16 protein-coding genes and 1 pseudogene are annotated in these 25,065 nt (G+C 72.7%); 9 read left to right on the top strand and 8 right to left on the bottom strand.

From position 1 onward, the window contains the following. Nucleotides 1–21 precede the first annotated feature (21 nt). Nucleotides 22–783 carry a MerR family transcriptional regulator gene (locus tag SL103_RS23780; RefSeq protein ID WP_069570980.1) on the bottom strand — a complete coding sequence of 254 codons (762 nt, stop codon included), beginning with the start codon at nucleotides 781–783 and terminating at the stop codon, nucleotides 22–24. A 424-nt stretch (nucleotides 784–1,207) separates the two neighbouring features. Between SL103_RS23780 and SL103_RS23775 the strand changes: the two genes are divergently transcribed. Continuing rightward, the gene (locus SL103_RS23775) at nucleotides 1,208–2,671 is read left to right on the top strand and encodes an amino acid permease (protein ID WP_069570979.1); all 1,464 of its coding nucleotides are present in this window, start codon (nucleotides 1,208–1,210) and stop codon (nucleotides 2,669–2,671) included. A 139-nt stretch (nucleotides 2,672–2,810) separates the two neighbouring features. On the opposite strand, the gene sph is transcribed toward SL103_RS23775, so the two are convergent. Then, nucleotides 2,811–3,785 carry a sphingomyelin phosphodiesterase gene (gene sph / locus SL103_RS23770; protein WP_069570978.1) on the bottom strand — a complete coding sequence of 325 codons (975 nt, stop codon included), beginning with the start codon at nucleotides 3,783–3,785 and terminating at the stop codon, nucleotides 2,811–2,813. A gap of 264 nt (nucleotides 3,786–4,049) precedes the next feature. Between sph and SL103_RS23765 the strand changes: the two genes are divergently transcribed. Continuing rightward, nucleotides 4,050–4,880 (top strand): oxygenase MpaB family protein, encoded by an 831-nt coding sequence (locus tag SL103_RS23765; RefSeq protein WP_069570977.1) that lies wholly within the window; start codon nucleotides 4,050–4,052, stop codon nucleotides 4,878–4,880. A 93-nt stretch (nucleotides 4,881–4,973) separates the two neighbouring features. On the opposite strand, the gene SL103_RS23760 is transcribed toward SL103_RS23765, so the two are convergent. After that, complete coding sequence (locus SL103_RS23760; protein WP_069570976.1) at nucleotides 4,974–6,461, bottom strand: M1 family metallopeptidase; 1,488 nt, start codon at nucleotides 6,459–6,461, stop codon at nucleotides 4,974–4,976. A 209-nt stretch (nucleotides 6,462–6,670) separates the two neighbouring features. Between SL103_RS23760 and SL103_RS23755 the strand changes: the two genes are divergently transcribed. The 3 genes from SL103_RS23755 (at nucleotide 6,671) to SL103_RS23745 (ending at nucleotide 11,932) form a co-directional block, all read left to right on the top strand. Then, a complete protein-coding gene (locus SL103_RS23755) occupies nucleotides 6,671–8,647 on the top strand; it encodes a Xaa-Pro dipeptidyl-peptidase (protein WP_244304020.1) in 1,977 nt (658 codons plus the stop codon). Nucleotides 8,648–8,773: 126 nt separating this feature from the next. Beyond that, complete coding sequence (locus tag SL103_RS23750; protein ID WP_069574053.1) at nucleotides 8,774–10,183, top strand: M14 family metallopeptidase; 1,410 nt, start codon at nucleotides 8,774–8,776, stop codon at nucleotides 10,181–10,183. A gap of 51 nt (nucleotides 10,184–10,234) precedes the next feature. Continuing rightward, complete coding sequence (locus SL103_RS23745; RefSeq protein ID WP_069570975.1) at nucleotides 10,235–11,932, top strand: BCCT family transporter; 1,698 nt, start codon at nucleotides 10,235–10,237, stop codon at nucleotides 11,930–11,932. 49 nt (nucleotides 11,933–11,981) lie between these two features. Here SL103_RS23745 and SL103_RS23740 read toward each other — a convergent pair. Further along, nucleotides 11,982–12,969 (bottom strand): annotated as a pseudogene (locus SL103_RS23740) (FAD-dependent oxidoreductase). A 506-nt stretch (nucleotides 12,970–13,475) separates the two neighbouring features. On the opposite strand from SL103_RS23740, the gene SL103_RS23735 reads away from it, so the two are divergent. After that, nucleotides 13,476–13,694 (top strand): hypothetical protein, encoded by a 219-nt coding sequence (locus tag SL103_RS23735; RefSeq protein ID WP_069570974.1) that lies wholly within the window; start codon nucleotides 13,476–13,478, stop codon nucleotides 13,692–13,694. Nucleotides 13,695–13,810: 116 nt separating this feature from the next. Here SL103_RS23735 and SL103_RS23730 read toward each other — a convergent pair whose 3' ends face one another. Beyond that, complete coding sequence (locus tag SL103_RS23730; protein ID WP_069570973.1) at nucleotides 13,811–14,830, bottom strand: RICIN domain-containing protein; 1,020 nt, start codon at nucleotides 14,828–14,830, stop codon at nucleotides 13,811–13,813. A gap of 461 nt (nucleotides 14,831–15,291) precedes the next feature. Here SL103_RS23730 and SL103_RS23725 point away from each other — a divergent pair, with 461 nt between their 5' ends. Then, nucleotides 15,292–16,257, top strand: coding sequence for a helix-turn-helix transcriptional regulator (locus SL103_RS23725; protein ID WP_069570972.1), 966 nt, complete (start codon nucleotides 15,292–15,294; stop codon nucleotides 16,255–16,257). Nucleotides 16,258–16,539: 282 nt separating this feature from the next. Beyond that, on the top strand, nucleotides 16,540–18,525 hold the full coding sequence (locus tag SL103_RS23720; protein ID WP_069570971.1) for an FUSC family protein: 1,986 nt from the start codon (nucleotides 16,540–16,542) through the stop codon (nucleotides 18,523–18,525). 60 nt (nucleotides 18,526–18,585) lie between these two features. On the opposite strand, the gene SL103_RS23715 is transcribed toward SL103_RS23720, so the two are convergent. The 3 genes from SL103_RS23715 to SL103_RS23705 all read right to left on the bottom strand — a co-directional run bounded on the left by SL103_RS23715 (nucleotide 18,586) and on the right by SL103_RS23705 (nucleotide 23,918). Then, the gene (locus tag SL103_RS23715) at nucleotides 18,586–19,827 is read right to left on the bottom strand and encodes a Cmx/CmrA family chloramphenicol efflux MFS transporter (protein ID WP_432215405.1); all 1,242 of its coding nucleotides are present in this window, start codon (nucleotides 19,825–19,827) and stop codon (nucleotides 18,586–18,588) included. 604 nt (nucleotides 19,828–20,431) lie between these two features. Continuing rightward, complete coding sequence (locus SL103_RS23710) at nucleotides 20,432–22,885, bottom strand: Tex family protein (RefSeq protein ID WP_069570969.1); 2,454 nt, start codon at nucleotides 22,883–22,885, stop codon at nucleotides 20,432–20,434. A 163-nt stretch (nucleotides 22,886–23,048) separates the two neighbouring features. Next, nucleotides 23,049–23,918, bottom strand: a complete 870-nt coding sequence (locus SL103_RS23705) for an SCO6745 family protein (protein ID WP_069570968.1) — start codon at nucleotides 23,916–23,918, stop codon at nucleotides 23,049–23,051. Between the two features lie 167 nt (nucleotides 23,919–24,085). Here SL103_RS23705 and SL103_RS23700 point away from each other — a divergent pair, with 167 nt between their 5' ends. After that, complete coding sequence (locus SL103_RS23700) at nucleotides 24,086–25,057, top strand: GlxA family transcriptional regulator (protein WP_069570967.1); 972 nt, start codon at nucleotides 24,086–24,088, stop codon at nucleotides 25,055–25,057. Nucleotides 25,058–25,065 lie beyond the last annotated feature (8 nt).

Here is a 25,065-nt window from a genome sequence, read left to right as displayed (position 1 = left end):
GGGCCACGGCGGCCCGCCCCGTCACTCCTGCGGGGAGCCGTCCCGGCGGCCCGGGTCCCCTTCCTTGCCGAACGCCTCCCGCAGCTCCTGCTTCATGGACCGCTGGAAGGCGGTGACCAGCGCCTGGACCACCATCGGCTGCATATGGGCCGAGAGCGACTTCATCCGCGCCAGCTCCTCCTCGCCCGGCCCGGCTTCCCGGTACGGGCCCCACACCTCGTCCTTGAACAGCCGGCTCAGCTCACGGGCCGCCGAACGGGTGTGTTCCATGACGACGGCGCGGGCCGCGAGGATGGTCTCCAGCGTGATCGGCACGTCCAGCAGCCGGGCGCCCAGATGCAGCAGCCCGGGGTCGACCCGGAAGACCCCCGGATCCTCGGTCCGTACGAGGACGCTCATCGCCGCCAGCCGGTCGAGGTCCTCCTCGGTCAGCTCCCGGCCGACCCGCCGCTCCAGCTGGTCCCGGGTGGTGTCCTCCGCCTTGTCCGGGACCCAACTCGCCACCAGCGCACGGTGAATGGCCAGGTCCTGGGCGCTCAGGTCGGGAGGGAGCTGCTCCAGATAGCGCTCGATCGCGGACAGCGTCAGGCCCTGGTGCTGGAGCTCCTCGATGAGCGCGAGCCGCGAGAGGTGGTCCGGGCCGTAGCGGCCGACCCGGCGCGGGCCGATCTCCGGCGGCGGCAGCAGGCCCCGGGTGCTGTAGAAGCGGATGGTGCGGACCGTGACGCCGGCGCGGGCGGCCAGCTCGTCGACGGTCAGACCGGTGTCGGCGGACTCCTTCATGTTCAACAGTATTGCTGTCTCACCACTTGTGTGAAACCTATGAACGCGGGCGGATGACGGCGAGCGATGGCCGGTTGTCGCCCGTGCCGGGGCCGTCGTGAGCCTTCCCGGTTCCCACGGTGCGCGCGCGCGAACGGGTGGTCGCGGAGGCCAACAGGCGCTTTCGGCGAAGGGAACAGGTCAAGAAGTGTGCCCCGGTGACCGGGGAGAGAGGCCCGGAAGGGACGAACTCCAGCATTCCTTGCCCATGGAGTGCCGGGTAATTCACGATAAAGTCGGACAAATCTTGGATGGCCTATACACGCTGTGACCTTGCCCACAGACGGGGGGCCGCTCTTCAGGGAAGGTGTGCCGTCGGCCGTCCGCGCGATCCGCGGGATCCGGCCATCGCTCAAGCCCTGCCCGAAAGCGAGATGCACCAGCAGTGAGCACAGAAACCGTCACCGAGACAGCCCAGAGGTCACCTGACGGGGGGAGCGGCGCGCAGCAGGACGCGGGCGACGCGGGATACAGCAAGGGCCTCAAGGGCCGGCACATCAACATGATCGCCATCGGTGGGGCGATCGGCACCGGCCTCTTCCTGGGCGCCGGCGGCCGACTGCACTCCGCCGGCCCCGCGCTGGCCATCGCCTACGCGGTCTGCGGCCTCTTCGCCTTCTTCGTCGTGCGGGCCCTGGGTGAGCTGGTGCTGCACCGGCCGTCCTCCGGATCGTTCGTCTCCTACGCCCGTGAGTTCCTGGGGGAGAAGGGCGCCTACGTCGCCGGCTGGATGTACGTCGTCAACTGGTCGACCACCGGTATCGCCGACATCACCGCGATCGCGCTCTACACGCACTACTGGAGTCTGTTCACCGACATCCCGCAGTGGGTGATGGCGCTGATCGCGCTGGCGGTCGTGCTGACGGTCAACCTGATCTCGGTGAAGATCTTCGGTGAGCTGGAGTTCTGGTTCGCGATCATCAAGGTCGCCGCACTGGTGATCTTCATGTTCATCGGCATCTTCCTGCTGGCCACCCACCACCAGGTCGCCGGCCACGCACCGGGACTGAACCTGATCACCGACCACGGCGGGATCTTCCCGACCGGACTGCTGCCGGTGGTGATCGTGCTCCAGGGCGTGGTCTTCGCCTACTCCGCGGTCGAGCTGGTCGGCGTCACCGCGGGTGAGACCGGCGAGCCGCAGAAGGTCGTGCCGAAGGCCGTCAACTCCATCATGTGGCGGGTGGGCGTCTTCTACGTCGGCTCGGTCGTCCTGCTGGCGATGCTGCTGCCGTGGAACAAGTACACCGGCGGTGAGAGCCCCTTCGTCACGGTGCTGTCCAACGTCGGCGTGCCGGCGGCGGGCGACGTGATGAACCTCGTCGTGCTCACCGCGGCGATGTCCAGCCTGAACTCCGGCCTCTACTCGACCGGCCGCATCCTGCGCTCGATGTCGATGGCGGGGTCCGCGCCGAAGTTCGCCGGCCGGATGAACCGCAACCAGGTGCCGTACGGCGGCATCCTGCTCACCTCCGCGGTGTGCGTGCTGGGCGTCGCGCTCAACTACGTCGTGCCGGGCGAGGCGTTCGAGATCGTGCTGAACATCGCGGCGCTGGGCATCGTCAGCACCTGGTGCACGATCATGGTCTGTCACATGGTCTTCGTCCGCCGGTCCAAGGCGGGCCTGGTCGAGCGTCCGCGCTTCCGGCTCCCGGGCACGCCGGTCACCGACATCGCCACCATCGCCTTCCTGCTCGGCGTCATCGTGCTGATGTGGTTCGACGACGGCGTCGGCCGGCAGACCGTGATGCTGATCCCGGTCCTGGGCGCGGCGCTGGTCATCGGCTGGTACGCGGTCCGCGGCCGGGTGGCCCGGATCGCCAAGGAGCGCGACGAGCTGGCGAAGTAGCCACGCGGGAGCGTCACCTGAAGCAGCCCGGGGCGGCCGCGGACACCGGAAGGTGTCCGCGGCCGCCCTTGCGTATGGCCGGCCCCGGGCCGGCCCGCGGCACACCGGTGACGGTCCGCGCTCGCCGAGGGCGCGGTGCTCAGCCGCCGATCACCGGATAGTGATCGGAGAGGTTGGTGTAGGTGTAGTCCTTGCCCCAGCTGGAGACCGTCCAGGGCGCCGACTCCTCCTTGACCACGGTGTTCTGCCAGTCGGCGGGCCGGGCGTGGCCGTTGCGGTGCAGGACGTAGTCGAGGTCCTCGCGGGGGTCGCTCGGGTAGCGGTACCTGGCGATCGAGTTCTCCTGCGTGTCGAAGGAGTACGGGTGCCCGGAGCGGCCGTCGGCGGGGGCCAGGTCGGCGTTGCCGAGCAGCGCGTCGTACTCGGCGCTGTGCGAGTCGATGTTCAGGTCTCCGGCGACCATGACCTCCTCGTCCGCCGGGATGTTCCTGGCGTCGAGGAAGGCGTCCATCTCCTTGAGCTGCCGCGCGCGGTCGGCGGCCGCCTCGCCCGCCTTGCAGCCCGAGTCGGTGGACTGGGCGTGGGTGCCGACGACATGCACCTTGGTGCCGTTGACGTCCAGCACCGCATAGACGAAGCCCTTGTTGGAGAGGGAGTCCGAACCGCAGGCGTCCTTGTAGATGTACTGCTCCTTGCGGAGGATCGGCCACTTGCTCAGCAGCGTCACCCCGCCGTCCTCCGGTGTGACGGCCGAGTAGGCGCCCCCGGTGGCGTCCCAGCCGCTCCGGCTCCGGCCCACCACCGGCGTCTGGTGCGGATACTGCCCGGCGGCCCGGGACTTCAGCGCATCGGAGGAGGAGTTGTCGAACGCTTCCTGGAGCACGACGACGTCATTGCCCTGGAAGAAGTCCGCGGTCGCGATCGCCTGCGCGCGGTGGTCCTGGCCCCAGTTGGGATAGAGGTTCTTGCTCATGAGGAAGGTGTTGTAGGTCAGCACCTTCAGGTGGGGGGCGGTGGCGGCCGACGCGGTGGGGGACGCGGCGGTCACGGTGGCGGCGGCGAGAGCCGCGGCGAGGGCGAGGGCCCGGGGTGTGCGCAGCGCTGAGTGCGACACTGAATCTCCCTATGGGGGTGGGGATTTGGTCCGGCGGCGCTCATCCAACCAGCTGGCATTACTTCTAGGTAGCCTCCTGGGGGGAAGGAGATTTACAGCGGGAGCCGGGAGGGGGCGTCGGCGGTGCCGCGGCCGGCCGGCGCGGACTTCCCGGGCGCGACGGGCCGGGTCTCCGCGCGTACGCGGGCGGTCAGCGAGCGCCGTATCATGATTAATGACATGAATACGGTGAAAACTGATCCAAAACCCCCACCGGTCGGAGGCATGCTCTGGTCGATGGTGGGCGACATCCGCATGCTGCTCACCCTGCCTCCCGCACTGACGATGCAGGTCGCACACCCGGCGGTGGGCGCCGGTGTCGACGACCACTCCGTCTTCCGCACGGACCCCTGGGGACGCGGTGAGCGCTCACTGGCCTCGCTGCAGCTGTGGGTGTACGGCGGCGCGGGTGCGGCCGAGGAGGGCCGACGGCTGCGGCAGCTGCACCGGACCATCCAGGGCACGGACGCGCACGGCCGCAGATATCACGCGCTGACCCCCGCCTACTACGCCTGGGTGCACGCCACCGGCTACCCCGTCTTCCGGCACGCCCAGCAGTACCTGGGCCGCCCCTTCACCGAGGCGCAGGAGCGCCGGCTCTACGCGGAGTGGCTCCAGGTCGGGCGGGTCCTGGGCATCCATGACCGCGACATGCCGCAGACCATCGAGGAGTTCTGGCCCTACTACCGCAAGGTGCTCGAGAACGACCTCGAAGCGACCGCGGTCGTAAGGGAGTTGATCGCGACCGACCAACCGGTGCCGGCTCCCGACCGCGGGCCGCGGTGGCTGCGGCTGCTGCTCCGGCTCGTCTGGCCCTGGCTCCGCCCGCGGTTCGTCCGCTTCCGCCGGTTCGTCACCATCGGCCTGATGCCGCCGGACGCCCGGCGTGCCATCGGCCTGGAGTGGACCGATGCCCAGGAGCGCCGGCTGCGCCGCTTCGGACGGGTCGTCCGCACGGTGGTGCCGGTGCTCCCCGAGCGGCTGCGCTTCATGCCGGTCGCGCGCCGGGCCCGCCGCGCGGCACGACGCCGCCGGGGCGCCGCGGCCGGTACCTGACACACGCCGGGCGGCAGCGCGGTTGACCGCACGGACGAACGGAGCCGGGAAGGAGATCCCCGGCTCCGCACGTGTCAGCGACCGGCCCGCCGCTCAGTGCCCGTGGACACCGTGCGTGGCCGCGATCTGCTTCCACGACTTGGGCTGGGCGACGTGTGCCTGCGGAGCGCCGAACGCCTGCTTGGCCGCGGCGGCCGAGGGCTTGGACGGCTGGAACAGCCAGGTGTCGAAGAAGCCGGCCAGCTGCTTCCCGGACTTCTGCTCGGCGAACTTCACGAAGTCCGCCACCGAGGCGTTGCCGTACCTGTGCTCCGTCGGCCAGGACTTGAGGAGGCCGAAGAAGACCTTGTCGCCGAGCTTGTTGCGCAGCGCCTGGAGCGTCAGGGCGCCACGGTCGTAGACGGCCGCGTCGAACTGGTTCTCCGCGCCCGGGTTGCCCGGCTTGACCGTCCAGAACGGGTCATCGGCCGGGTGCTGGGCGTAGACGTAGTCCGCCAGCTCCTGCGCGGTGCCCTCGCCCTCCTTCTCCGACCACAGCCACTGGCTGTAGGCGGCGAAGCCCTCGTTGATCCAGATGTCCTTCCAGTCCTTCAGCGAGACGCTGTCGCCGTACCACTGGTGCGCCAGCTCGTGCACCACGACCGAGACGTTGGTGCCCCGGTCGAACGCCTTCTCGCCGTAGAACGGGCGGGTCTGGGTCTCCAGCGCGTAGTGGGCCGGCACGTTGGGGACGTAACCGCCGACGGCGTTGAACGGGTAGGGGCCGAAGACGCTCTCCAGCCACTCGGTGATCTCGGTGGTGCGCTCGATGCTGGCCTTGGCCGAGCCCTCGTTGGCACCGAGGTCCTTGCTGACGGCGTTGATCACCGGCAGGCCGTTCGCGGTGGTGTCGGTGGTGATGTCGAACTTGCCGACCGCCAGGGTCGTCAGATACGTCGCCTGCGGCTTGTCCGAGCGCCAGTTGTAGCGCGTCCAGCCGAGCTTGGAGGACTGCGAGGCGAGCACCCCGTTGCTCAGCGCCTGGGTCCCGTCCGGCACCGCCACCGAGATGTCGTACGTGGCCTTGTCGGTGGGGTGGTCGTTGCTCGGGAACCACCACACGGCGGCGTCCGGCTCCTGCGCGATGACCGCGCCGTCGGGCGTGCGGGCCCAGGCGGTGAAGTTGTCGATCTTCAGCTCGGAGGGCTTGCCCGCGTAGCGCACCACGACGCTGATCTGCTTGCCCTTCTCCAGCGGCGTGGCCGGGGTGACCTCCAGCTCGTGCTTGCCGGACGTGGCGAAGGCGGCCTTCTTGCCGTTGACCCGTATCTCGCTGACCTTGAGACCGAAGTCCAGGTTGAAGCGGGAGAGGTCCTGGGTGGTCCGGGCGAGGAGCGTCGCCGTGCCCTCCAGCAGGTCCGTCTTCGGCTGGTACTTCAGCCTCAGGTCGTAGTGGGAAACGTCGTATCCGCCGTTTCCGCTCTCGGGGTAGTAGGTGTCGCCCACGCCCGGAGCGCCGGGGGTGAAGCTGGCCGCGGAAGCCGGGATCGCCAGCAGGAGACTGAGCGCGGCCGCGCCCGGCACGAGGAGTCTGTGACGCACGAGTCCTCCAACTCGTAGGGGGATGGCTCTGTTCGAGACCCTATGCAGCCCGCCACCGTGGCGTCATGGACATGGCTCGATCTGACACATGACCGACATGAACCACCCTTTGTCCCGCCGGGGGCGCGGCGCACCGCCGTCCCCCTCCGCCACGGCGGTCGTCATCTGCACCCTTACGCAGGGGAGTTGAGCCGCGCTACCGTCCGCCCGTGACGAATCCTGCGCGGATCCCCCGCACCCCCTTCACAGCGCTCGTGCTGGCGGCCGTCGCCGCCCTGCTGTCCGCCCTGATCGGGCCGGCCGCCGCGCAGGCGGCGCCCGGCGGCAGCCGGTCCGGCGAGAGCAGACCCGTCTACTCCTACGACCGCGCGATACGCGAATCCGTCTGGGTGGACACCCGGCTCGACGGCGACGGGGACGGGCGGACCGACCGCGTCGCCGTCGACGTCGTGCGGCCGTCCGAACCGGCCCGGCTGGGCCACCGGGTCCCCGTCATCATGGATGCCAGCCCGTACTACTCCTGCTGCGGGCGCGGCAACGAGAGCCAGAAGAAGACCTACGACGCACAGGGCCGCCCGGTCCAGTTCCCGCTGTTCTACGACAACTACTTCGTGCCGCGCGGCTATGCGACGGTCCTGGTCGACCTGGCGGGGACCAACCGCTCCGACGGCTGCGTCGACGTCGGCGGCCGCTCCGACGTCCAGTCGGCGAAGGCCGTCGTCGACTGGCTCGGCGGCAGAGGCCGCGCCTATACGGCCCGTACGGGAGGCAAGCCCGTCACGGCCGGCTGGTCCAGCGGCAGCACCGGCATGATCGGCAAGAGCTGGGACGCCACCATCGCCAACGGCGTCGCGGCCACCGGCGTCAAGGGACTGAAGACCATCGTCCCGATCGCCGGCATCTCCTCCTGGTACGACTACTACTTCGCCAAGGGCGCCCCGCTCTACGACTCCGGCCCGGACTCCCTCGCGCAGCTCGTCGACAGCCCCGACGCGCGCAAGCGCTGCGCCGCCGTGCAGCAGAAGCTCGTCGAGGGCGCGCCGCGCAGCGGCGACTGGACCGGACTGTGGACCGAGCGGGACTACGTCCGCGACGCCGGCAAGGTCCGCGCCAGCGTCTTCCTGGTGCACGGCCTGCAGGACCTCAACGTCCGTACCCGGCACGCCGGCCAGTGGTGGGACGCGCTCGCCCGGCACGGCGTGGAACGCAAGGTCTGGCTCTCCCAGACCGGACACGTCGACCCCTTCGACTACCGGCGCGGCGCCTGGGTCAAAACCCTGCACCACTGGTTCGACCACTACTTGATGGGCTACGACAACGGCATCGAGCGCGCGCCGATGGCCGACATCGAGCGTTCGCCCGGCACCTGGTCCACCGATCCGCAGTGGCCCGCGCCCGGCACCTCGGCCACCACCCTGCGGCCCCGCGCCGGCAGCGCCCCCGGCGTCGGCGCCCTCGGCACCGCCCGTGCGCCGCGGGGGACCACCGAGACCTTCACCGACGACCCGAAGCTGAACGAGGCCGACTGGGCGGCACACATCGACCGATCGACGCCCGCCAAGGCCGGGTTCGCCACCGGGCCGCTGCGCGCGCCGCTGCGGCTGTCCGGCTCCGGCACGGTGACCGTCACCGTCACGCCCAGTACCTCCACCGCCCACCTGTCGGCCGTCCTGGTGGACCTCGGCCCCGCCACCATCCGCAACTACGCCGCCGACGGCGAGGGCATCACCACCCTCGACAAGCGCACCTGCTGGGGGGCGGGAATCCCGGGCGACACCGGCTGCTTCAAGGAGACCGCGGCCGACACCGAGCAGGTGGCGCACACCGTCTTCAGCCGTGGCTGGGCCGACCTCGGCAACTACGCCGACCCCCACCACGGCCGCCCGCTCACCCCCGGCAAGCCCTACACCCTCACCCTGGACCTGGCCGCCACCGACCACATCGTGCCCGCCGGACACCGGCTCGGGCTGATCGTGGCCGGGACCGACGCCGGCCTGATCGACCCGCCCGCGTCCCGCCCGCAGCTCGCCCTGGACCTGGCCCGCACCTCCGCCCGGCTGCCGCTGACCGGCGGCGCCCCGGCCCTCGCCCGGGCCACCACGCCGGGCACCCCGCCACGGACGGGCGGCACGGTGCTGGACGGGATCACCCCGCACGCGCCCGGCCGGCTGCCGCACGCGGGCTGACCACCCCGGGGCCGCCCTCCCCGGGCGGCCCCGTACCCACCGCGGCAGCATCTCTCCGCGGGCAGCCCACCCCCGTGGGCAGTACGTCCCCCCACCCCCACTGCCCAAGGGAGGCACCTCCCCGTGATGCTCCGCTCCCGCCGACTCGCCCTGGGGGCCCTGGCCTTCGGCCTGACCGCCACCCTCGGCACAAGCCTGCCCGCCTCGCCCGCCGGCGCCAGCGCCGCCGGCCCGCCCCGTACGGGGTTCGAGACCAGCCACGGCGCCCGCTGGACCAGCCAGCCGGAGGAGCAGAGTTTCCTCGCCGCCGTCGACCGCGCCAGCCCCCGGGTACGGGTCGAGCGGATCGGCACCACCGCGCAGGGCCGCCCCCTGCAACTCGTCCGCATCGGCGCCCCGGCCCCCCGGAGCGCCGAGGACGTACGGCGCGGCAACTCCGTGCTGCTGATCTGCTCCCAGCACGGCGACGAGCCGGCCGGACGCGAGGCGTGCCTGTCCACCGTCCGCGACCTCGCCTACGCCGAGGACCGGGCGACCCGACGCCTCCTCGCCCGTACCAGCGTGCTGGTTCTACCGACCGCGAACCCCGACGGCCGGGCCGCTGACACCCGCACCAACTCCGACGGTGTCGACATCAACCGCGACCACCTCGCGCTGCGCACCGCCGAGGCCCGCGCCATGGCCGCGGTGCTCCGCGACTACCGCCCCGACACCGTCTACGACCTGCATGAATACAGCCCCACCGCCCCGTACTACGTGAAGGACCTGCTGTCGCTGTGGCCGCGGAACCTCAACACCGCCGACCCGGTGCACCGCGAGTCCACCGCGCTGTCCCACGACTTCGTCGAACCGGCCGTCCAGCGGGCCGGATTCAGCACCGGTGTCTACGGCATCTGGACCGATCCGGAGACCGGCGAGCCCGTCAAGCAGGTCGCCGGCGACGGGCAGGAGCGCATCCTGCGCAACACCGCGGGCGTGAAGGGCTCCATCGGGCTGCTCGTCGAGAGCCGGGTCGACCCCCTCCCGGCCCCCGGCGGGGGAGGTCGCGCCGGCACCGCGCTCGCCGCCACCGGGAAGAGCGGTCCGGCGGCTGACAACCGGCGCCGGGTCGCCTCCCACATGGCGGCGCTGCACGGCGCCTTCACCTTCCTCGACCGGCACCGGGCCCGCATCGAGGCGGCCACCACCGCGGCCCGGCTCGCCGGCTACGCCGACCGCGGCCCGGTCCACCTCGGCGGCGCGGACAACGACCCCCCGGCCGCCGACCAGGTGCTGGCCGACCCGCCCTGCGCCTACCGCCTCGACCCGGCACAGTTCGCGCAGGTCGAGGGCGAGTTGGCGCTGCACGGCGTGCGGTGGCAGCGGGCCCGGGACGGCGGCGCGGTCGTCCCGCTGCGGCAGTCGCTGCGCGGCCTCGTCCCGCTCCTGCTCGACCAGCGGGCGGCGTATCACCTCACGGCCGCGACGCCGCTGGACGTCTGCCCAGGCATCAAAGGGGGTAAAGGCCAGGGAAAATATGGCCAATTGAAAGGTTGACGCGTGACGGACACAGCCAGACAGGCCGAAGACGGGGGTGGCACGTCATCCGTGACGGACCTCCCCGACGGCCCGCGGCCGACCGGGCCCCCGCAGACCGACCGTGTGGTCTTCGGCGTGACCGCGGTGCTCACCCTCGCCTTCATCGCCTGGGGAGCGGCCTCCACCACCTCGCTCAAGAACGTATCGACCTCGATGCTGAACTGGGTGATCGACAACGGGGGGTGGGCGTTCGTCCTCTCCGCCTCCGGCTTCGTGATCTTCGCCATCTGGCTGGCCGTCAGCAAGTACGGCCGGATCACGCTCGGCAAGGAGGGCGAGGAGCCCGAATTCCGCACCGTGTCGTGGATCGCGATGATGTTCAGCGCCGGCATGGGCATCGGTCTGATGTTCTACGGCGTCAGTGAGCCGCTGGGGCACTTCACCACCCCGCCGCCGGGCACGGACCCCAAGGACGCCGCCCAGGCCATGGACACCGCGATGGCCACCACGATGTTCCACTGGACGCTGCACCCGTGGGCCATCTACGCGGTCGTGGGGCTGGCCATCGCGTACAGCTGCTTCCGGCGGGGGAGACGGCAGACGATGAGCGCGGTGTTCACCCCCCTGATCGGCGCCCGGCGGGCCAACGGCTGGGGCGGTCAGGTCATCGACATCCTGGCCATCTTCGCCACCCTCTTCGGCTCCGCGGCCTCGCTCGGGCTCGGCGCGCTGCAGATCGGCAGCGGGATCAAGGTGCTGGGGTGGATGGACAGCGTCAGCACCACCCTGCTGGTCGTCATCATCACCGTGCTGACCGTCGCGTTCATCCTCTCCGCGGTCTCCGGCATCGCCAAGGGCGTCCAGATGCTGTCCAACATCAATATGGTGCTGGCGCTGATCCTGGCGGTCTTCGTCTTCGTGGTCGGCCCGACCGTCCTCATCCTCAACCTGCTGCCGACCTCCCTCGGCTCCTTCCTCGGCGAACTGCCGCAGCTGGCCGGCCGGACGGAGGCCGCCAGCGGCGCCGACGTGGGCAGCTGGCTGCGCAGCTGGACGGTCTTCTACTGGGCGTGGTGGATCTCCTGGACGCCCTTCGTGGGCATGTTCATCGCCCGGATCAGCCGCGGCCGGACGATCCGCCAGTTCATCGGCGGGGTCATCCTCGTGCCGAGCGTGGTGAGCCTGCTGTGGTTCGCGGTCTTCGGCGGCTCGGCCATCAAGCTTCAGGGGGACAAGCAGCTGCACGGCTCGCACACCCCGGAGGGGCAGCTCTTCGACGTACTGCACCAGTACCCGCTCGCGACGGTCATGAGCATCCTCGTGATGATCCTGGTCGGCATCTTCTTCGTGTCCGGTGCCGACGCGGCGTCCATCGTGATGGGGACCCTGTCGCAGAGGGGGACCTTCGAGCCGAGCAGGCTCGTGGTGGTCTTCTGGGGCGTGGTGACCGGCGCGGTCGCCGCGATCATGCTGCTGATCGGCGGCGGATCGGGCGACGCGCTGACCGGACTGCAGAATCTGACCATCCTGGTCGCGGTGCCGTTCATGGTCGTGATGATCGTGATGTGCTGGGCCCTGATGCGCGACCTGCGCAGCGATCCGCTGATCGTCCGGGGGCTGAAGGGCGAGGAGGTCGTCGAGATGGCGGTGATCGCCGGGCACGAGCGCTACGACGGGGACTTCGAGATCCGGATCGGGCCCGGCAACGGGGCGTCCGACGCCGGTGGCGACCCGGTCGGTGCGGCCGAGGCCGAGGCCGAGCGGTAGCGGACGGCGGTGCCGTGGAGGGCCGGGTGACTTGGCCCTCCACGGCCGCCTAGCGGGAGTCGCCCAGGGCCTCCCGGACCCCCCGCACCACCTCGTCCGCGCACCCCCACGCCACCGTCACGCCCGCACCGCCGTGCCCGTAGTTGTGCAGACACCGGGTGCCGTCGGGCAGCCGCTCCGCCGCCAGCCGGACCGCGGGCCGGGCCGGGCGCAGCCCCACCTTGTGGGCCAGCACCCGGGCCCGCGCCACCTCCGGGAAGCGCTCTGCGCAGCGCGCCACGATCGCCGCCGCCACCGCCGGATCGGGCCGCCGCGACCAGGCGCCCTCCCGCGCCGTACCGCCCAGCACCAGGCCGTACGGCTGCGGCAGCACATACGTCGTGTCCGTCCCGCCGGGCTCCGCGGCCACGAACCACTCCTCGATACCGGGGTTCTCCACGACCACCAGCTGGCCCTGGACCGGGTGCACCGCGTCGTCCGGGACGAGACGGCGCGCGCCCAGTCCCGCACAGTTGACGAGCACGTCCGCGGGGCGGCCGACACCCTCCAGCGACCCCACTTCGCGCCGTTCGAGCGTGCCACCCGCCGCCGCCAACCGCCGTTCCAGGTAACGGAGATGGGCCGCCATGTCCACCAGCGGCGTACGGGCCCGCCACCCCGACAGGTCACCCTCGGGGAGTTCGTCCGCGCGGGTCCGCCGCAGGCCGGGCACGGCCGCGTACCAGGCGGCGAGCCCGTCGTCCGGCGCTCCCGGGCGGTCGGTCGACGTCATGGTCCCGGTCCTCATCCGGGCGCCGGTCTCCGCCGGCCGCCGGGCCATCTCGGCGAACACCTCGAAGGACCGGACCGCCCAGCGCACGGCCCGGTCGGATGCGGTACGGCCAGCACAGTCCGCCGGCCACCGCGGACGTGGTGTCCGCCGCCGCGTCCCGGCTCACCACCCGCACCCGGTGCCCGTCCTCGGCCAGCGCGATCGCCGAGGTCAGGCCGATCACCCCGCCACCGACCACCCATACGTCACCTGCGCCGATCGTCATGCCGGGATGCTACGAGCCGTCCGGTGTGACCGGAAGGCACCCGGTCACCGCTGAATTCCCTTTCGGTTTCGCCCGGAAAGCGGCACCCCTCTCGATGTGCCCGCCGCGCACGATGCGGCCGATACCTGAAAGATCCGACATCTCGCAGCATCTCGGCGCACGGAGGTTTTCGGGGAGTCGTAAATGCAGATATGGCTCACCGGGGATCGGTGTGAATTTTCCGAGGTGATTGTGCGCCGGATGTAATGCGCGGCGGGCAAGTAACAAAAAGAGCGAGGAAAACGCAGGTGGAAGGGGGAGTGCGCCAAAGGCGAGAACGGCCCGGAGGGCACCGGAAGGCGAGTTGCCGCAAGGCCCGCCGGCGTGGTTGCATCCTGCGACACGCGCCGCCGGGTATTCGTTCTCCCTGCGGATACCGGTAGGGCGTGAATTTGGTCGGGTGGCCATTTCGGTAATCCCGTCCGACATTGGTCCGGATAAATCAGAGCATTGAAGAAGGGCACGCCATGCGTAACGGCTTCACCCCTGAGATCGGCACCTCCGAGATCTCCGACAGCGAGCTGGACAACATCTCCGGCGGCCTCGCCAGCTTCGGCGGCGAGATCGCCGGCCACGGCGCCACCGTGAACGTCGGCGACGTCGTGGGCACCGCCCAGTCCCTCGCCCCCGCCGTGCCCGGCGTGCCGGCCAACGGTCTCGTCTCCGTGCAGACCACCGGCTTCTGACAGCCGCCTGCGCCACGTGACCCCGGGACTCCGTGTCCCGGGGTCACGCCTTTTCCGGCCGCGGTGGCACCCGGTCCGCCCGCCCCCGGCGACCGCACCGTCGGGCGCCGCGCGGCTCAGGTGCAGGAGGTGAAGTTCGGGCTGGTGTTGGCGATGTAGAGGGTGGCGCCGCCGCTGGGGTCGTCCTTGAGCGGGACGGTGATGGTGTCGTCGGCGGTCCAGGGGAAGCCGGTGGTGTCGAAGGTCCAGGTGCCGGTGACCTTCTTGGCCAGTTCGGAGAGGGTCACCCAGCCGTACTGCTTGCTGGGGACGTTGACCGTCACCTGGTTGTTGACCGCCCGGGAGCCTTCCCAGACGTGCGTGGCGTGCAGCGTGGAGCTGACCGTCGTCTGCAGTTCGGTGCCCCCGCCGGGGGTTCCGGCACTGGCCGCGATCTGCGTACCCATGTCGACGCCGATGCTGTTCTGCCAGCCGCTGGTGTCGGTCACCGCGAAGCCCTGCTGCACCGTGTCACTCGTGTTGTTGAACCACACCGAGGACGCGCAGACCTTGGGCAGCGGCGCCGCCGGGGACTCGGTCCGGGTCGCCCAGGAGCAGGTGGCGGTGTCCTTCTGGCACTGCTTGGCGGCGTGGTCCACGGCGAGGTTCCACGCGTCCAGCGCGGTGGCGGAGCCGGTCGTCCACTGCTGGGGCCGGGTGTTGTTGCAGGTGTACTGGTCGGTCCAGGCGTCGTCGTAGTTGGCGCCCATCAGCAGGTCCAGGCAGGTGTTGTCGCCCTGGTGCCGGATCATGAACGTGTCCTTGGCGGCCCCGACCGGCTGCAGGTACCACTTCTGGCTGGCCGCGCCCCGGCAGGTCTGCTGCCGCAGGGCGGGGGTGAGCCAGGCGAGGTCGACGCACTTCCCGGTGTCGTTGTTGACGATGGTGAACGACGAGTCGGACTTGTCGACGTTCAGGTGCCAGGTCTGGTGGTAGCCGGGCGAGGAGTTGGTGACGATGTAGGCGCCGTCACCGGTGTTGCCGTTCTGCACATCGAGATTGCGGCCGTTGCTCAGCGAGGTGAAGGTCAGCCTGTCGAGCGCGGGGGCGCTGCCGCTGCGGGCGTGCGGTGCGGCCACCGCGGGGGCGGCCGCCATGCCTAATGCCGTGCAGCACGCGGCGAGCGCGGCCGCCAGGAGCCTCAGCAGCAGAGCGGTGCGTCTGGGGCGTGGCGTTGAGGTCACGTAGGGAGGTCCTCTCTCGTCTTTCGTCTCTCGTCGGGGCACGCGGCCGGCCGTGGGAGTCGGGCGCGGGGTCATCGCGGCGCGGCGGCCACCTCGGCGCAGCCGGCGGCGAACGCCGCCTCCAGGCGCGGCGCGTGGTCGGTCAGGTCCTGCTCCCGGCGCCCGCCGCTGTGCCCGCCGTCGCAGGTCCTCGGGTCGGTGGTCGCCAGGGGACGAACGGTCCGTGCGACCGGTCGGCGACAGTCTCCTGAAGGCGCTCCCGGCAGCGCCATACGGTTCGGTGGCGCAACTGGGCCACTGGCGCACATACGCCCACCAGGAGGTACGCTCCGGACGTCGAATCCGCTTTCGACACGAACGCGACTGGGGGTGTCGTGTACGACGTTCTGGACCCGGATTCCGAGCGCGGACGGATCTACCGGTCCCTGGTGAGCCACCCGGGCGCACCGGCCGGTGCGCTCGCGGCCAGCACCGGTCTGAGCGAGCACGCGGTCCGGAAGCTGCTGGCGGAACTGGCCGCCGCCGACGTCGTGGTGACGACCGATCAGGAACCGGACGGCTGGGAGGCGTTGTCGCCGCTGTACGTCGTGGAGTCGCTGCTCCAGCGTGAGGCCGCGCGGCGGACCGGCCTCCGCCAGGCCGGGGCGGAGCTGGAACGGCTCTACCGGGTGGCCCGGCGGGAGAGCGGCCAGTACGGCGCGCTGGAAGTCGTCGAGGGCGCGTCGCGCGTGCTGGCGGCCGTCCGCCGGCTGCAGTTCTCCGCCCGGCGCGAGGTCCGGGTCATCGATGTGCCGCCGTACACCGGCGCGCCGGACTACTACCCGAGCCAGGAGGACCTCCAGCGCGAACGGATGGCCGCCGGCATCGCCTACCGCGTCATCTACCACGGCTCCGCCTACGACGACCCGATCGCGGGGCCCAACATGGCGCGCATGATCGAGGCCGGCGAGCAGGCCCGGACTCTCGACGAGGCGCCGCTGAAGCTGGCCTTCGGCGACGACGAGCTGGCGGTGCTCACGCTCGCCGGGGACGACCGCGCCGAGGTGATCGCGCTGCTGGTCCGCCCCTCCGGCCTGTTCCGGGCGCTGTCCAACGTCTTCGAGGCACTGTGGCGGCTGGCCGTTCCGGCCTCGACGGCCGGAATCGGCACCCAGATCGACGCCCGCGACCGCCAGATCCTCACCCTGATGGCCAGCGGCGCCACCGACGAGGCCATCGCCCGCCGCCTGGGGCTGGGCCGCCGCACCGTGGTCCGCCGGGTCTCCGCGCTGCTGACGCGCCTGGGCGCCACCACCCGCTTCCAGGCCGGCGTCCAGGCGGCCCGGCGCGGTTGGCTCTAGCGGGGCCGGCGCGGCCCGCAGGCCGCGCCGCGCTGTGACGCAGCCCGCCGTCAGTCCCGTCTTTCTCGTCAGGGCGCCCCCTTCACCCGGCCCCGTCACCTCTCCCCGCCGCGACGCCCCCACGCGTCAGGCGGCGCCCGCACCCGGAGGCGTCGCCCGGCACCCGCCTGACGCCCGTCGCCGTGGGAAGCCGCACCTTTAGGCTGGTAGCAGCACCGTCGGCCGATGTCGCCCCTCGGATCCCGCTTGCCGCCGTCCGTCCGCCGTCGTCTGAGGAGCCCCATGATCCGCGCGCCGCGCGCCGTTCCCGCCTGGCTGGCGCACCCCTTCCGCTGGCAGCGGCTGCCCGTGCCCTGGGCGGCCGTCGCCCGTGGTGCGCTGTGCGCGGGGCCGCTGCTCGGCGCGGGCATCGCGACCGGCCATCCGGCACCCGGCGTGCTGACCGGGCTCGGCTCGATGCTCGCCGGCGTCAACGACCGCCCCGGCACCCGCCGCACCGGCATCGTCCACATCGGACTGCCCGCCCTCGCCTCCGCGCTCGGCATGCTGATCGGCGCCTCGCTGCGGACCGCCGACGCCGGCTGGTGGGTGGTGCCGGCGCTGTTCGCGGTCGGCTTCGTGTCCGGCGCGGGCAGCGTGGCCGGGCCGGTGCGCTCCAACGCGGGCATGCAGATGCTCGCCACCACCGTCCTGGGCGCCGGTATGCCGCTGCCCGGCGCGCCCTGGGCAAAGGCGCTCTACGTCCTCGCCGGCTGCCTCTGGCTGCTCCTGCTGCGCCTCGTCGTGCGCTCACCGCGGCCCGCCGGCGGTGCCCTCAGCGGCGAGCGGGCGGCCGTCGCCACCGTCTTCGACGCGCTGTCCGGTGCCCTGGCCGCGGCCGGCGGCCCCGGCGCCGAGGCCGCCAGGCGCCGACTCACCGCCGCCCTGGACCGGGCCGACGAAGCACTGCGGCTGCGGCGGCTGACCGGCCGGCTGCTGCGCCGCCCCGCCAGTACCCAAGAGCTGCTGCTGGACGAGCGGTTCGCCGCGGCCACCGCGCTGTGCGAGGCCAGCGTCGCGCTGCTGTGGGAGGCCCGCCCGCTGCCGGCCCGGGTCGCCGAGAGCCCCCGCAGGTTCGCCGACGCGCTGCGCACCGGGCAGCCGCCGGGCCGGCTGTCCGCACCGGAGACCAGCACACCGGGCCGCGGCGCCTTCGACCAGGCGCTGCTGGACGCCGCGGTGGCGTTCGCCCGCCGGGAACCGTCGCCGGCACAGTCGCCGGCACAGGGGGCGGCGGAGCCGGGTCCGGTATCCGCGGCCCGGGAGGCGCTCCGGGCCCTCGGCGGCCGGTCGCGGCCCGGGCGGGGGCTGTTCGGCCCCGCCGGGCGGGACTACGGCCTGCGGGTGGCGGTCTGCATCGCCGCCAGCGCCGCCGTGGCCCTGCTGCTGCGGGCCGACCACTGGTACTGGCTCCCCGCGACCGCCACCTTCCTCGTCAAGCCCGACCTCGGCCCCCTCTTCTCCCGTACGGTCAACCGCTTTGCCGGGACCCTGGCCGGGGTGCTGGTCTTCGCCGGGGCGGGCGAGTTGCTGACCGGTTCGTGGTGGCCGGCGCTGGTGGCCGGTGCGGGCGGCGCGCTGCTGCCGTTCGCCACCCGCCACTTCGCGCTGCAGACGGTCGCGATCACCTTGATGGTGCTGTCGTTCGTGTACGCCGGCGGGGCCCGGCAAGCCGCCACCGAGCGGATCGTCGACACCTCCATCGCTTGTGTCATCGTCCTCGTCGTCGGCCATCTGCCGCGCCTCGCCGACCCCCGGCGACGCGTCGGCCAGCGCGTCACCTCGGCGCTGCGGGCCACCGAGCGGTTCCTGCGGCACGTACTGGAGGCGGAACCGGGGGCGGACACCACCGAGCGGCGGGCGCTGCGCCGCGCCGCCTATCGGGCGCTGGGGGAGGCCAGGGCGGCGGCGGAGACCGCCGCCGCCGAGCTGCTCGCGGCACGGGACCGCAACCCCGACTGGCTGACGGTGGTCTCCGCCGCCGAACGCATCGTGGACGCCGCGACCGCCTGCGCGGTACGCCTCGACCACGGCGCCCACCGCCCGACCCTCGACGAGGCCGAGCGGCTGTGCCGGGCGCTCGCCGCGATGGCCGACGCCCTGGAGGACCCGCGGCGGCGCGGCACCCCCGTACCCGACCCCGATCTCCGGCCGGTGCCGGACTGCGCCACGCTCACGGACGTCGCCGCGGAACTGGAACACATCCGCGGCTACGCGGGCACCGGCTGAACCACCGCCCGCCCCGCCCTCCTTTCGCTGCGGCAGGCCGTGGCGACCGCCGGACGGGGCTCAGGCGCCGGCCGTCTGCTCCGTCCGCTCCGCGTCCCCGCCGTCCCCGGCCCTACGCCACGGGGCCCGGGACCTCGCCGCGGCCACCGCCGCCGCGAGCAGAGCCGTCACCAGCAGCGAGGCGCTCACCCACACCGGGGCGCGGTAGCCGAGGTGGGTGGAGAGCGCGGCCCCGCCCAGCCAGGGACCGAGCGCCGCGCCGACGTTCAGCGCGGCCGTCGCGCATCCGCCGGCCAGGGTCGGAGCCCCGGCCGCCGCGTACAGGGCCTGCGAGACGAGGGTGGAGCCGACCGCGAACGACAGGGCGCCCTGGACGAAGACCAGGACGACGACCGCCGCCGGGCTGCCGGCCGCCCACGCGAGGACGGCCCACCCGACGAGCAGGGCGGGTCCCCCGACGGCCAGCAGCGGTACGGGGCGGGCATCGCCCAGCCGGCCGCCGACACCGACCCCGACGAAGGAACCCAGCCCGAACAGCGCCAGCATGACGGGGACCCAGCCGGCGCCGATGCCGGCGACCTCGGTGACCAGGGGTGCGAGGTAGGTGAAGGTGCAGAAGGTGGCGCCGTTCACCAGCGCGCCCAGGAGGAGGATCACCAGGAGCCGGCGGCTGCGCAGGGCCCGCAGTTCACCGCGTGCGCCGGCGGGCGGTACGCCGTCGGCACCCGCACCGCCGCCCGGCCCCCGGCCGCCGTCGGCCGGTACGGCCCACACGATCGCCGCGACGGCCGGCAGCGATACCGCTGCCACCGCCCAGAAGGCCGCACGCCAGCCCCACACCTCACCGAGGTACGCGCCGGCCGGCACACCCGCGACACAGGCCATGGTGGTGCCGCCGAGCAGGACGGAGGTCGCCCGGGCCTTGGCGTCCGGCGCGACCACGGCGGTGGCGGTCGCCAGGGCCACCGCGAGGAACCCCGCATTGGCCAGCGCCGCGACGACGCGGGTGGCGAGCAGCACCGGGTAACTGGTGGTCAGCGCGCCGACCACGTGGACCAGCAGAAAGGAGATCAGGAACGTCAGCAGGGCCCGGCGGCGCGGCCACCGGAGGCTCAGCAGCGCCATCAGCGGGGCGCCGACACTCATTCCCACGGCGAAGGCCGAGGTCAGCGACCCCGCCGCAGAGAGCGGGACGCGCAGGTCGGCGGCGATGTCCGGCAGCAGACCGGACAGCATGAACTCGGAGGTGCCTTGCGCGAAGACCGCCAGTCCGAGCAGAGGGACGAAAAAGGGCACAGGAATGCTCCGCAACCACGGAAGGGATCGACCGGGTGGGTCGACCGGGAATCGACGGGATGCGGCGGCAGCACACAGCGAGACCTGTGGGGCCGGGGAGTTGCGTGAGATGCGTCCAGCCGGGCGGGCCCGTGCGGCTACCGCCCGAACGACCGGGACGCCGGGGGACCGGCACCGAACAGGTCGCAAAGACAGGCCGCGGCACGGCGATCCGAGGGCAGGCGAGCGCGGCCGGCCGGCGCACCCGAGGATGCGGCTACGGCAGGCCGACGCGAGGAGCCACCGGACGGCCGGTGGCTAGCGTCTTGACGCCTCGGGGCTGGACATGCGCGCAGGCTAACGAGACGAGGCGCGGCTCGTCCACGCAATTACCGGCGCGGGCCGTCGCGGCACTCGCCCGGCTCGCGATGAGTTTCGCCGCCCGTGGCACCCCCCACCCCGAACCCACCCCCCGCCCCCTCCCCCGAAGGGGGAGGGGGCGGGGGGAGCGCCGACGACGCGAGCGCGGCCCTCGGCACGAAGGGGAAGGCGCCACCCGCGGCACGAAGCGGGAAAGCGCCACCCGCGGCACGAAGCGGCGCAGCGCCGCCCCCTCACCCCCGGTGCGGGCTCACCGCCCGCGTCCCTCCTTGCCGAGGAGGCCGGCGCGGCGGAGGGCGTCCGCCATCGCGTCGTTGGCGGGCCCGGCGTCACGGCCGCCGCCACGGCGGTCGCCACCACGCTGGCCGCCGCCACCCTGCCGCTGGCCGCCGCCGCCCTGCCGCTGGCGCGGCGCACCGCCCCGGGAGCCCTCGCGCGGACCCCGGCCGCCGCCCGCTCCGCCGCGGCGTTCACCGCCGCCCGAGGAGGGGCTGTTGCCGTGCTCGTCGTCCAGCCGGAGCGTCAGCGCGATCCGCTTGCGCGGGATGTCGACGTCGAGCACCTTGACCCGCACGATGTCGCCCGGCTTGACCACGTCCCGCGGGTCCTTGACGAAGTTCCGCGACATCGCCGAGACATGGACCAGGCCGTCCTGGTGGACGCCGACGTCCACGAACGCCCCGAAGGCTGCGACATTGGTCACCACGCCCTCCAGGAGCATCCCGGGCTGCAGATCGCCGATCTTCTCCACGCCCTCCTTGAAGGTCGCGGTCTTGAAGACCGGGCGCGGGTCGCGGCCCGGCTTCTCCAGCTCCTGCAGGATGTCGGTGACCGTCGGCAGGCCGAAGGAGTCGTCGACGAAGTCGGCGGGCTTCAGGGCGCGCAGCGCCGACGTGTTGCCGATCAGCGAACCCACCTCGGTGCCCGCCGACTTCACCATCCGGCGGACCACCGGGTACGCCTCGGGGTGCACGCTGGAGGCGTCCAGCGGGTCGTCGCCGCCGCGGATCCGCAGGAAGCCCGCGCACTGCTCGTACGCCTTCGGGCCGAGCCGCGCCACGTCCTTGAGGGCCTTGCGGGAGCGGAACGGGCCGTTGCTGTCGCGGTGCGCGACGATGTTCTCGGCGAGGCCGGAGCCGATGCCCGACACTCGCGAGAGCAGCGGCGCGGAGGCGGTGTTGACGTCCACACCGACGCCGTTCACGCAGTCCTCCACCACCGCGTCCAGCGAACGCGACAGCTTCACCTCGGACAGGTCGTGCTGGTACTGACCGACGCCGATCGACTTGGGATCGATCTTGACGAGTTCGGCGAGCGGGTCCTGGAGGCGGCGGGCGATGGACACCGCGCCGCGCAGCGAGACGTCCAGCTCGGGCAGTTCCTGGGAGGCGAAGGCCGAGGCGGAGTACACCGAGGCGCCCGCCTCGGACACCATCACCTTGGTCAGCTTCAGCTCCGGCTGGGCGGCGATCAGATCGGCCGCCAGCTTGTCGGTCTCGCGGGAGGCGGTGCCGTTGCCGATCGCGATCAGCTCGACGTCGTGCTCGCGGGCCAGCTTCGTCAGGGTGGCCAGTGCGGCGTCCCACTTCTGCTGCGGTACGTGGGGGTAGATGGTGTCCGTGGCGGCCACCTTGCCGGTCGCGTCCACCACCGCGACCTTCACGCCCGTACGGAAACCGGGGTCCAGGCCCATCGTGGCGCGGGTGCCGGCCGGCGCCGCCAGCAGCAGGTCGCGCAGGTTGGCGGCGAAGACCCGTACCGCCTCGTCCTCGGCGGCCTGCCGCAGCCGCAGCCGCAGGTCGAGGCCGAGGTGCACCAGGACGCGGGTGCGCCAGGCCCAGCGCACGGTGTCCTGCAGCCACTTGTCGGCCGGACGCCCCCGGTCGGCGATGCCGAAGCGGTGGGCGAGGGACTGCTCGTAGGAGCTGGGGCCCTCGGTGGCCGCCGACGGGTCCTCGGGCTCCAGGGTGAGGTCGAGGATCTCCTCCTTCTCGCCGCGGAGCATCGCCAGCACCCGGTGCGAGGGCAGTTCGGTGAACGGCTCCGCGAAGTCGAAGTAGTCGGCGAACTTGGCGCCGGCCTCCTCCTTGCCCTCGCGCACCTTCGCCGCGACCCGCCCGCGCGTCCACATCCGCTCGCGCAGCTCGCCGATCAGGTCGGCGTCCTCGCTGAACCGCTCGGTCAGGATGGCCCGGGCGCCTTCCAGGGCGGCCGCCGCGTCGGCGACGCCCTTGTCGGCGTCCACGAACGCCGCGGCGGCCGCGGCCGGTTCCACCGACGGGTCGCCGAGCAGGCCGTCGGCGAGCGGCTCCAGGCCCGCCTCCCGCGCGATCTGCGCCTTGGTCCGCCGCTTGGGCTTGAACGGGAGGTAGATGTCCTCCAGCCGGGCCTTGGACTCGGCGCCGCGGATCTGCGCCTCCAGGGCGGCGTCCAGCTTGCCCTGGGACCGTACGGACTCCAGGATCGCGGTCCGCCGTTCCTCCAGCTCCCGCAGGTAGCGCAGCCGCTCCTCCAGCGAGCGCAGTTGCGCGTCGTCGAGCATCTCGGTCGCTTCCTTGCGGTAGCGCGCGATGAACGGGACGGTCGAGCCCCCGTCGAGCAGTTCGACCGCGGCCTTCACCTGCCGCTCCTTGACGCCGAGCTCCCCGGCGATCCGCGCTTCGATGGACCCGAGGGCCCCGATGGGCTCAGTGGATGCCGTCACCTTGATCCTGTCCCGCCTTCCAGCTCGTGCTTGGAGCCTGCATTGTGCCGGTTGGCGGCCCGGGGTGTCGCACCGCCCGGCCGGGAGCGCCGGGGTGTGAGAAGCCGCACGCACACCCCGGGCCCGCCCCCGCGGGCTCTTCCTGCCGAGCTGCCGGAGGGCCCTACTTGCCGAACATCACCGCGGGGAACGCGCCGGCGTTCATGGCGGTGGTGGTGAAGCCGGTGGCCAGCTCGGTCAGCCGCGCCACGCCCTCGGCGCCGAGGTGCGCGTACGGTCCCCGGTCCAGCCGGTCCGTCCTGCGCTCCAGGTCCTTGCGCAGCTGGACACCGGCCTCGGTCAACTCGCCCTCGGCATCCAGGAGCCCGCGGGTCCGCAGCCGCTCCTGGGCCGCCTGCCAGTCGTCCTCGGACCAGCCGCGGGTGGCCATGACGCCCTTGAAGCTCATGCCCCGGCCGCTGGCGTTGTGCGTGACCAGCGCCTCCGGTCCGTCCAGTTCGGCGTCCAGCAGCGCCAGCAGGTGGCCGTCGCCGCGGTGTTCGCGCAGCAGCGTCGCGGCGTGCCAGTAGGCCAGGTGCGGGGCGTCCGGCACGGGCAGGTCGGCGTGCGCGGCGTACAGCGGCCGGGCCTGCGGGGTGCAGCCCTCGGTGGCGCGCAGCGCCAGCTTCGCCGCCTCCGCCATCTCCGGCGACTCCACCGCCGCGTCACCGAGCAGCCGGCGCAGCGTGGCGTCCGCGGCGCGCAGCCGGGCGGCGAGCACCTGCTCGGGCGTGGTGACGGACCAGACGTGCGGTACGTGCCGGGCGATCAGTTCGTGGTTGAAGTTGTAGAAGGTGGCCGTGACGGTGCCGGGGCCGACCGCGCCCATGGCCGCGCTGCGGCAGGCGAAGTAGCTCGCGCTGCGGTCCTCGATGCCGAGCGCGGCCATCTCGGCGGGCAGCTCCGGCGCGAAGTAGTGCGTGGAGTGGAAGGGGTTGACGACGTTGTGACAGGCGCGGCCGGCCTGCTCGGGCAGAGCGCTGGAAGAGGTCATACGGGGCAGGGTACCGACCCGTCGGTATGGGCGTGGCGCCAGGGCGCCGGGCGCCGCACCGGGCCCGCTCCGCCCGCGGGCACGGCCGGCTCCCCGTGCCGCGGCATGGCAGGAAAGGTGGGAAACCTGTCATTGCGGCCAACCGGTCCGCTGCCCAGGATGGAGCCATGGAACAGCGCGATGTGCTGGTCGTCCTCTTCGACGGCGTGCAGGCCCTCGACGTCACCGGCCCGGTCGAGGTCTTCAACGGGGCGGACCGGGCGGCCCCGGGTGCCTACCGGATCCGCACCGCCGCCCTCGACGCCGCTCCGGTCCGCACGACGAGCGGACTGACCCTCGTCCCCGACCTCGCGCTCGCCGACGCCCCGGCGCCGCACACCCTGCTGGTGCCCGGCGGCGAGGGCACCCGTGCGCCCGACCCCCGGCTGACCGCATGGCTGCGGGGGAACGCCCACCGTGCCCGGCGCAAGGTCTCGGTGTGCAGCGGGGCGCTGCTGCTGGCCGGGACCGGCCTGCTCGACGGCCGCCGCGCGACGACCCACTGGATGCTCTGCGACACCCTCGCCGAGCGGTTCCCGGCCGTGCGCGTCGAGCCCGAACCGATCTACGTACGCGACGGCGATCTGGCGACCTCGGCGGGCGTGACCGCCGGTATCGACCTGGCGCTGGCCCTGGTGGAGGAGGACCTCGGCCGCGATCTCGCGCTGACCGTCGCCCGGCACCTGGTGGTCTTCCTGCGGCGTCCCGGCAACCAGACCCAGTTCAGCGCCCAGTTGGCGGCCCAGACCGCGCAGCGGCGGCCGTTGCGCGACGTACAGCACTGGATCACAGAGAACCCGGCCGCGGACCTGTCCGTCGACGCCCTCGCCGACCGTGCGGGGCTCTCGCCGCGGCACTTCGCCCGGGCGTTCCGCGACGAGGTCGGCATGACGCCGGGGCGCTACGTCGACCTGGTGCGGCTGGAGGCGGCCCGCCGCCACCTGGAGGACACCGTCGACGGCGTCGAGCAGGTCGCGCGCCGCTGCGGCTACGGCACCCCCGAGGCGATGCGCCGCGCCTTCCTGCGGGTCCTGGGCGCCTCCCCGGCGGAGTACCGCCGCCGCTTCCAGCCGGCCGCACCGCAGCCCCGGCCGGTCTGACCCCCGCC

This window comes from Streptomyces lydicus, assembly GCF_001729485.1.
In the GTDB taxonomy this organism is placed as follows: Bacteria; Actinomycetota; Actinomycetes; order Streptomycetales; family Streptomycetaceae; genus Streptomyces; species Streptomyces lydicus_D.
The sequence above is the reverse complement of the archived record's forward strand: the minus strand, read 5'-3'. Positions and strand labels throughout refer to the sequence as shown.

Coding starts and splice junctions, on each gene's coding strand:
- SL103_RS23780 (WP_069570980.1), bottom strand. CDS start 783: ATGAAGGAGTCCGCCGACACCGGTCTGACCGTCGACGAGCTGGCCGCC.
- SL103_RS23765 (WP_069570977.1), top strand. CDS start 4,050: ATGCTCTGGTCGATGGTGGGCGACATCCGCATGCTGCTCACCCTGCCT.
- SL103_RS23750 (WP_069574053.1), top strand. CDS start 8,774: ATGCTCCGCTCCCGCCGACTCGCCCTGGGGGCCCTGGCCTTCGGCCTG.
- SL103_RS23735 (WP_069570974.1), top strand. CDS start 13,476: ATGCGTAACGGCTTCACCCCTGAGATCGGCACCTCCGAGATCTCCGAC.
- SL103_RS23730 (WP_069570973.1), bottom strand. CDS start 14,830: ATGGCGGCCGCCCCCGCGGTGGCCGCACCGCACGCCCGCAGCGGCAGC.
- SL103_RS23720 (WP_069570971.1), top strand. CDS start 16,540: ATGATCCGCGCGCCGCGCGCCGTTCCCGCCTGGCTGGCGCACCCCTTC.
- SL103_RS23705 (WP_069570968.1), bottom strand. CDS start 23,918: ATGACCTCTTCCAGCGCTCTGCCCGAGCAGGCCGGCCGCGCCTGTCAC.
- SL103_RS23700 (WP_069570967.1), top strand. CDS start 24,086: ATGGAACAGCGCGATGTGCTGGTCGTCCTCTTCGACGGCGTGCAGGCC.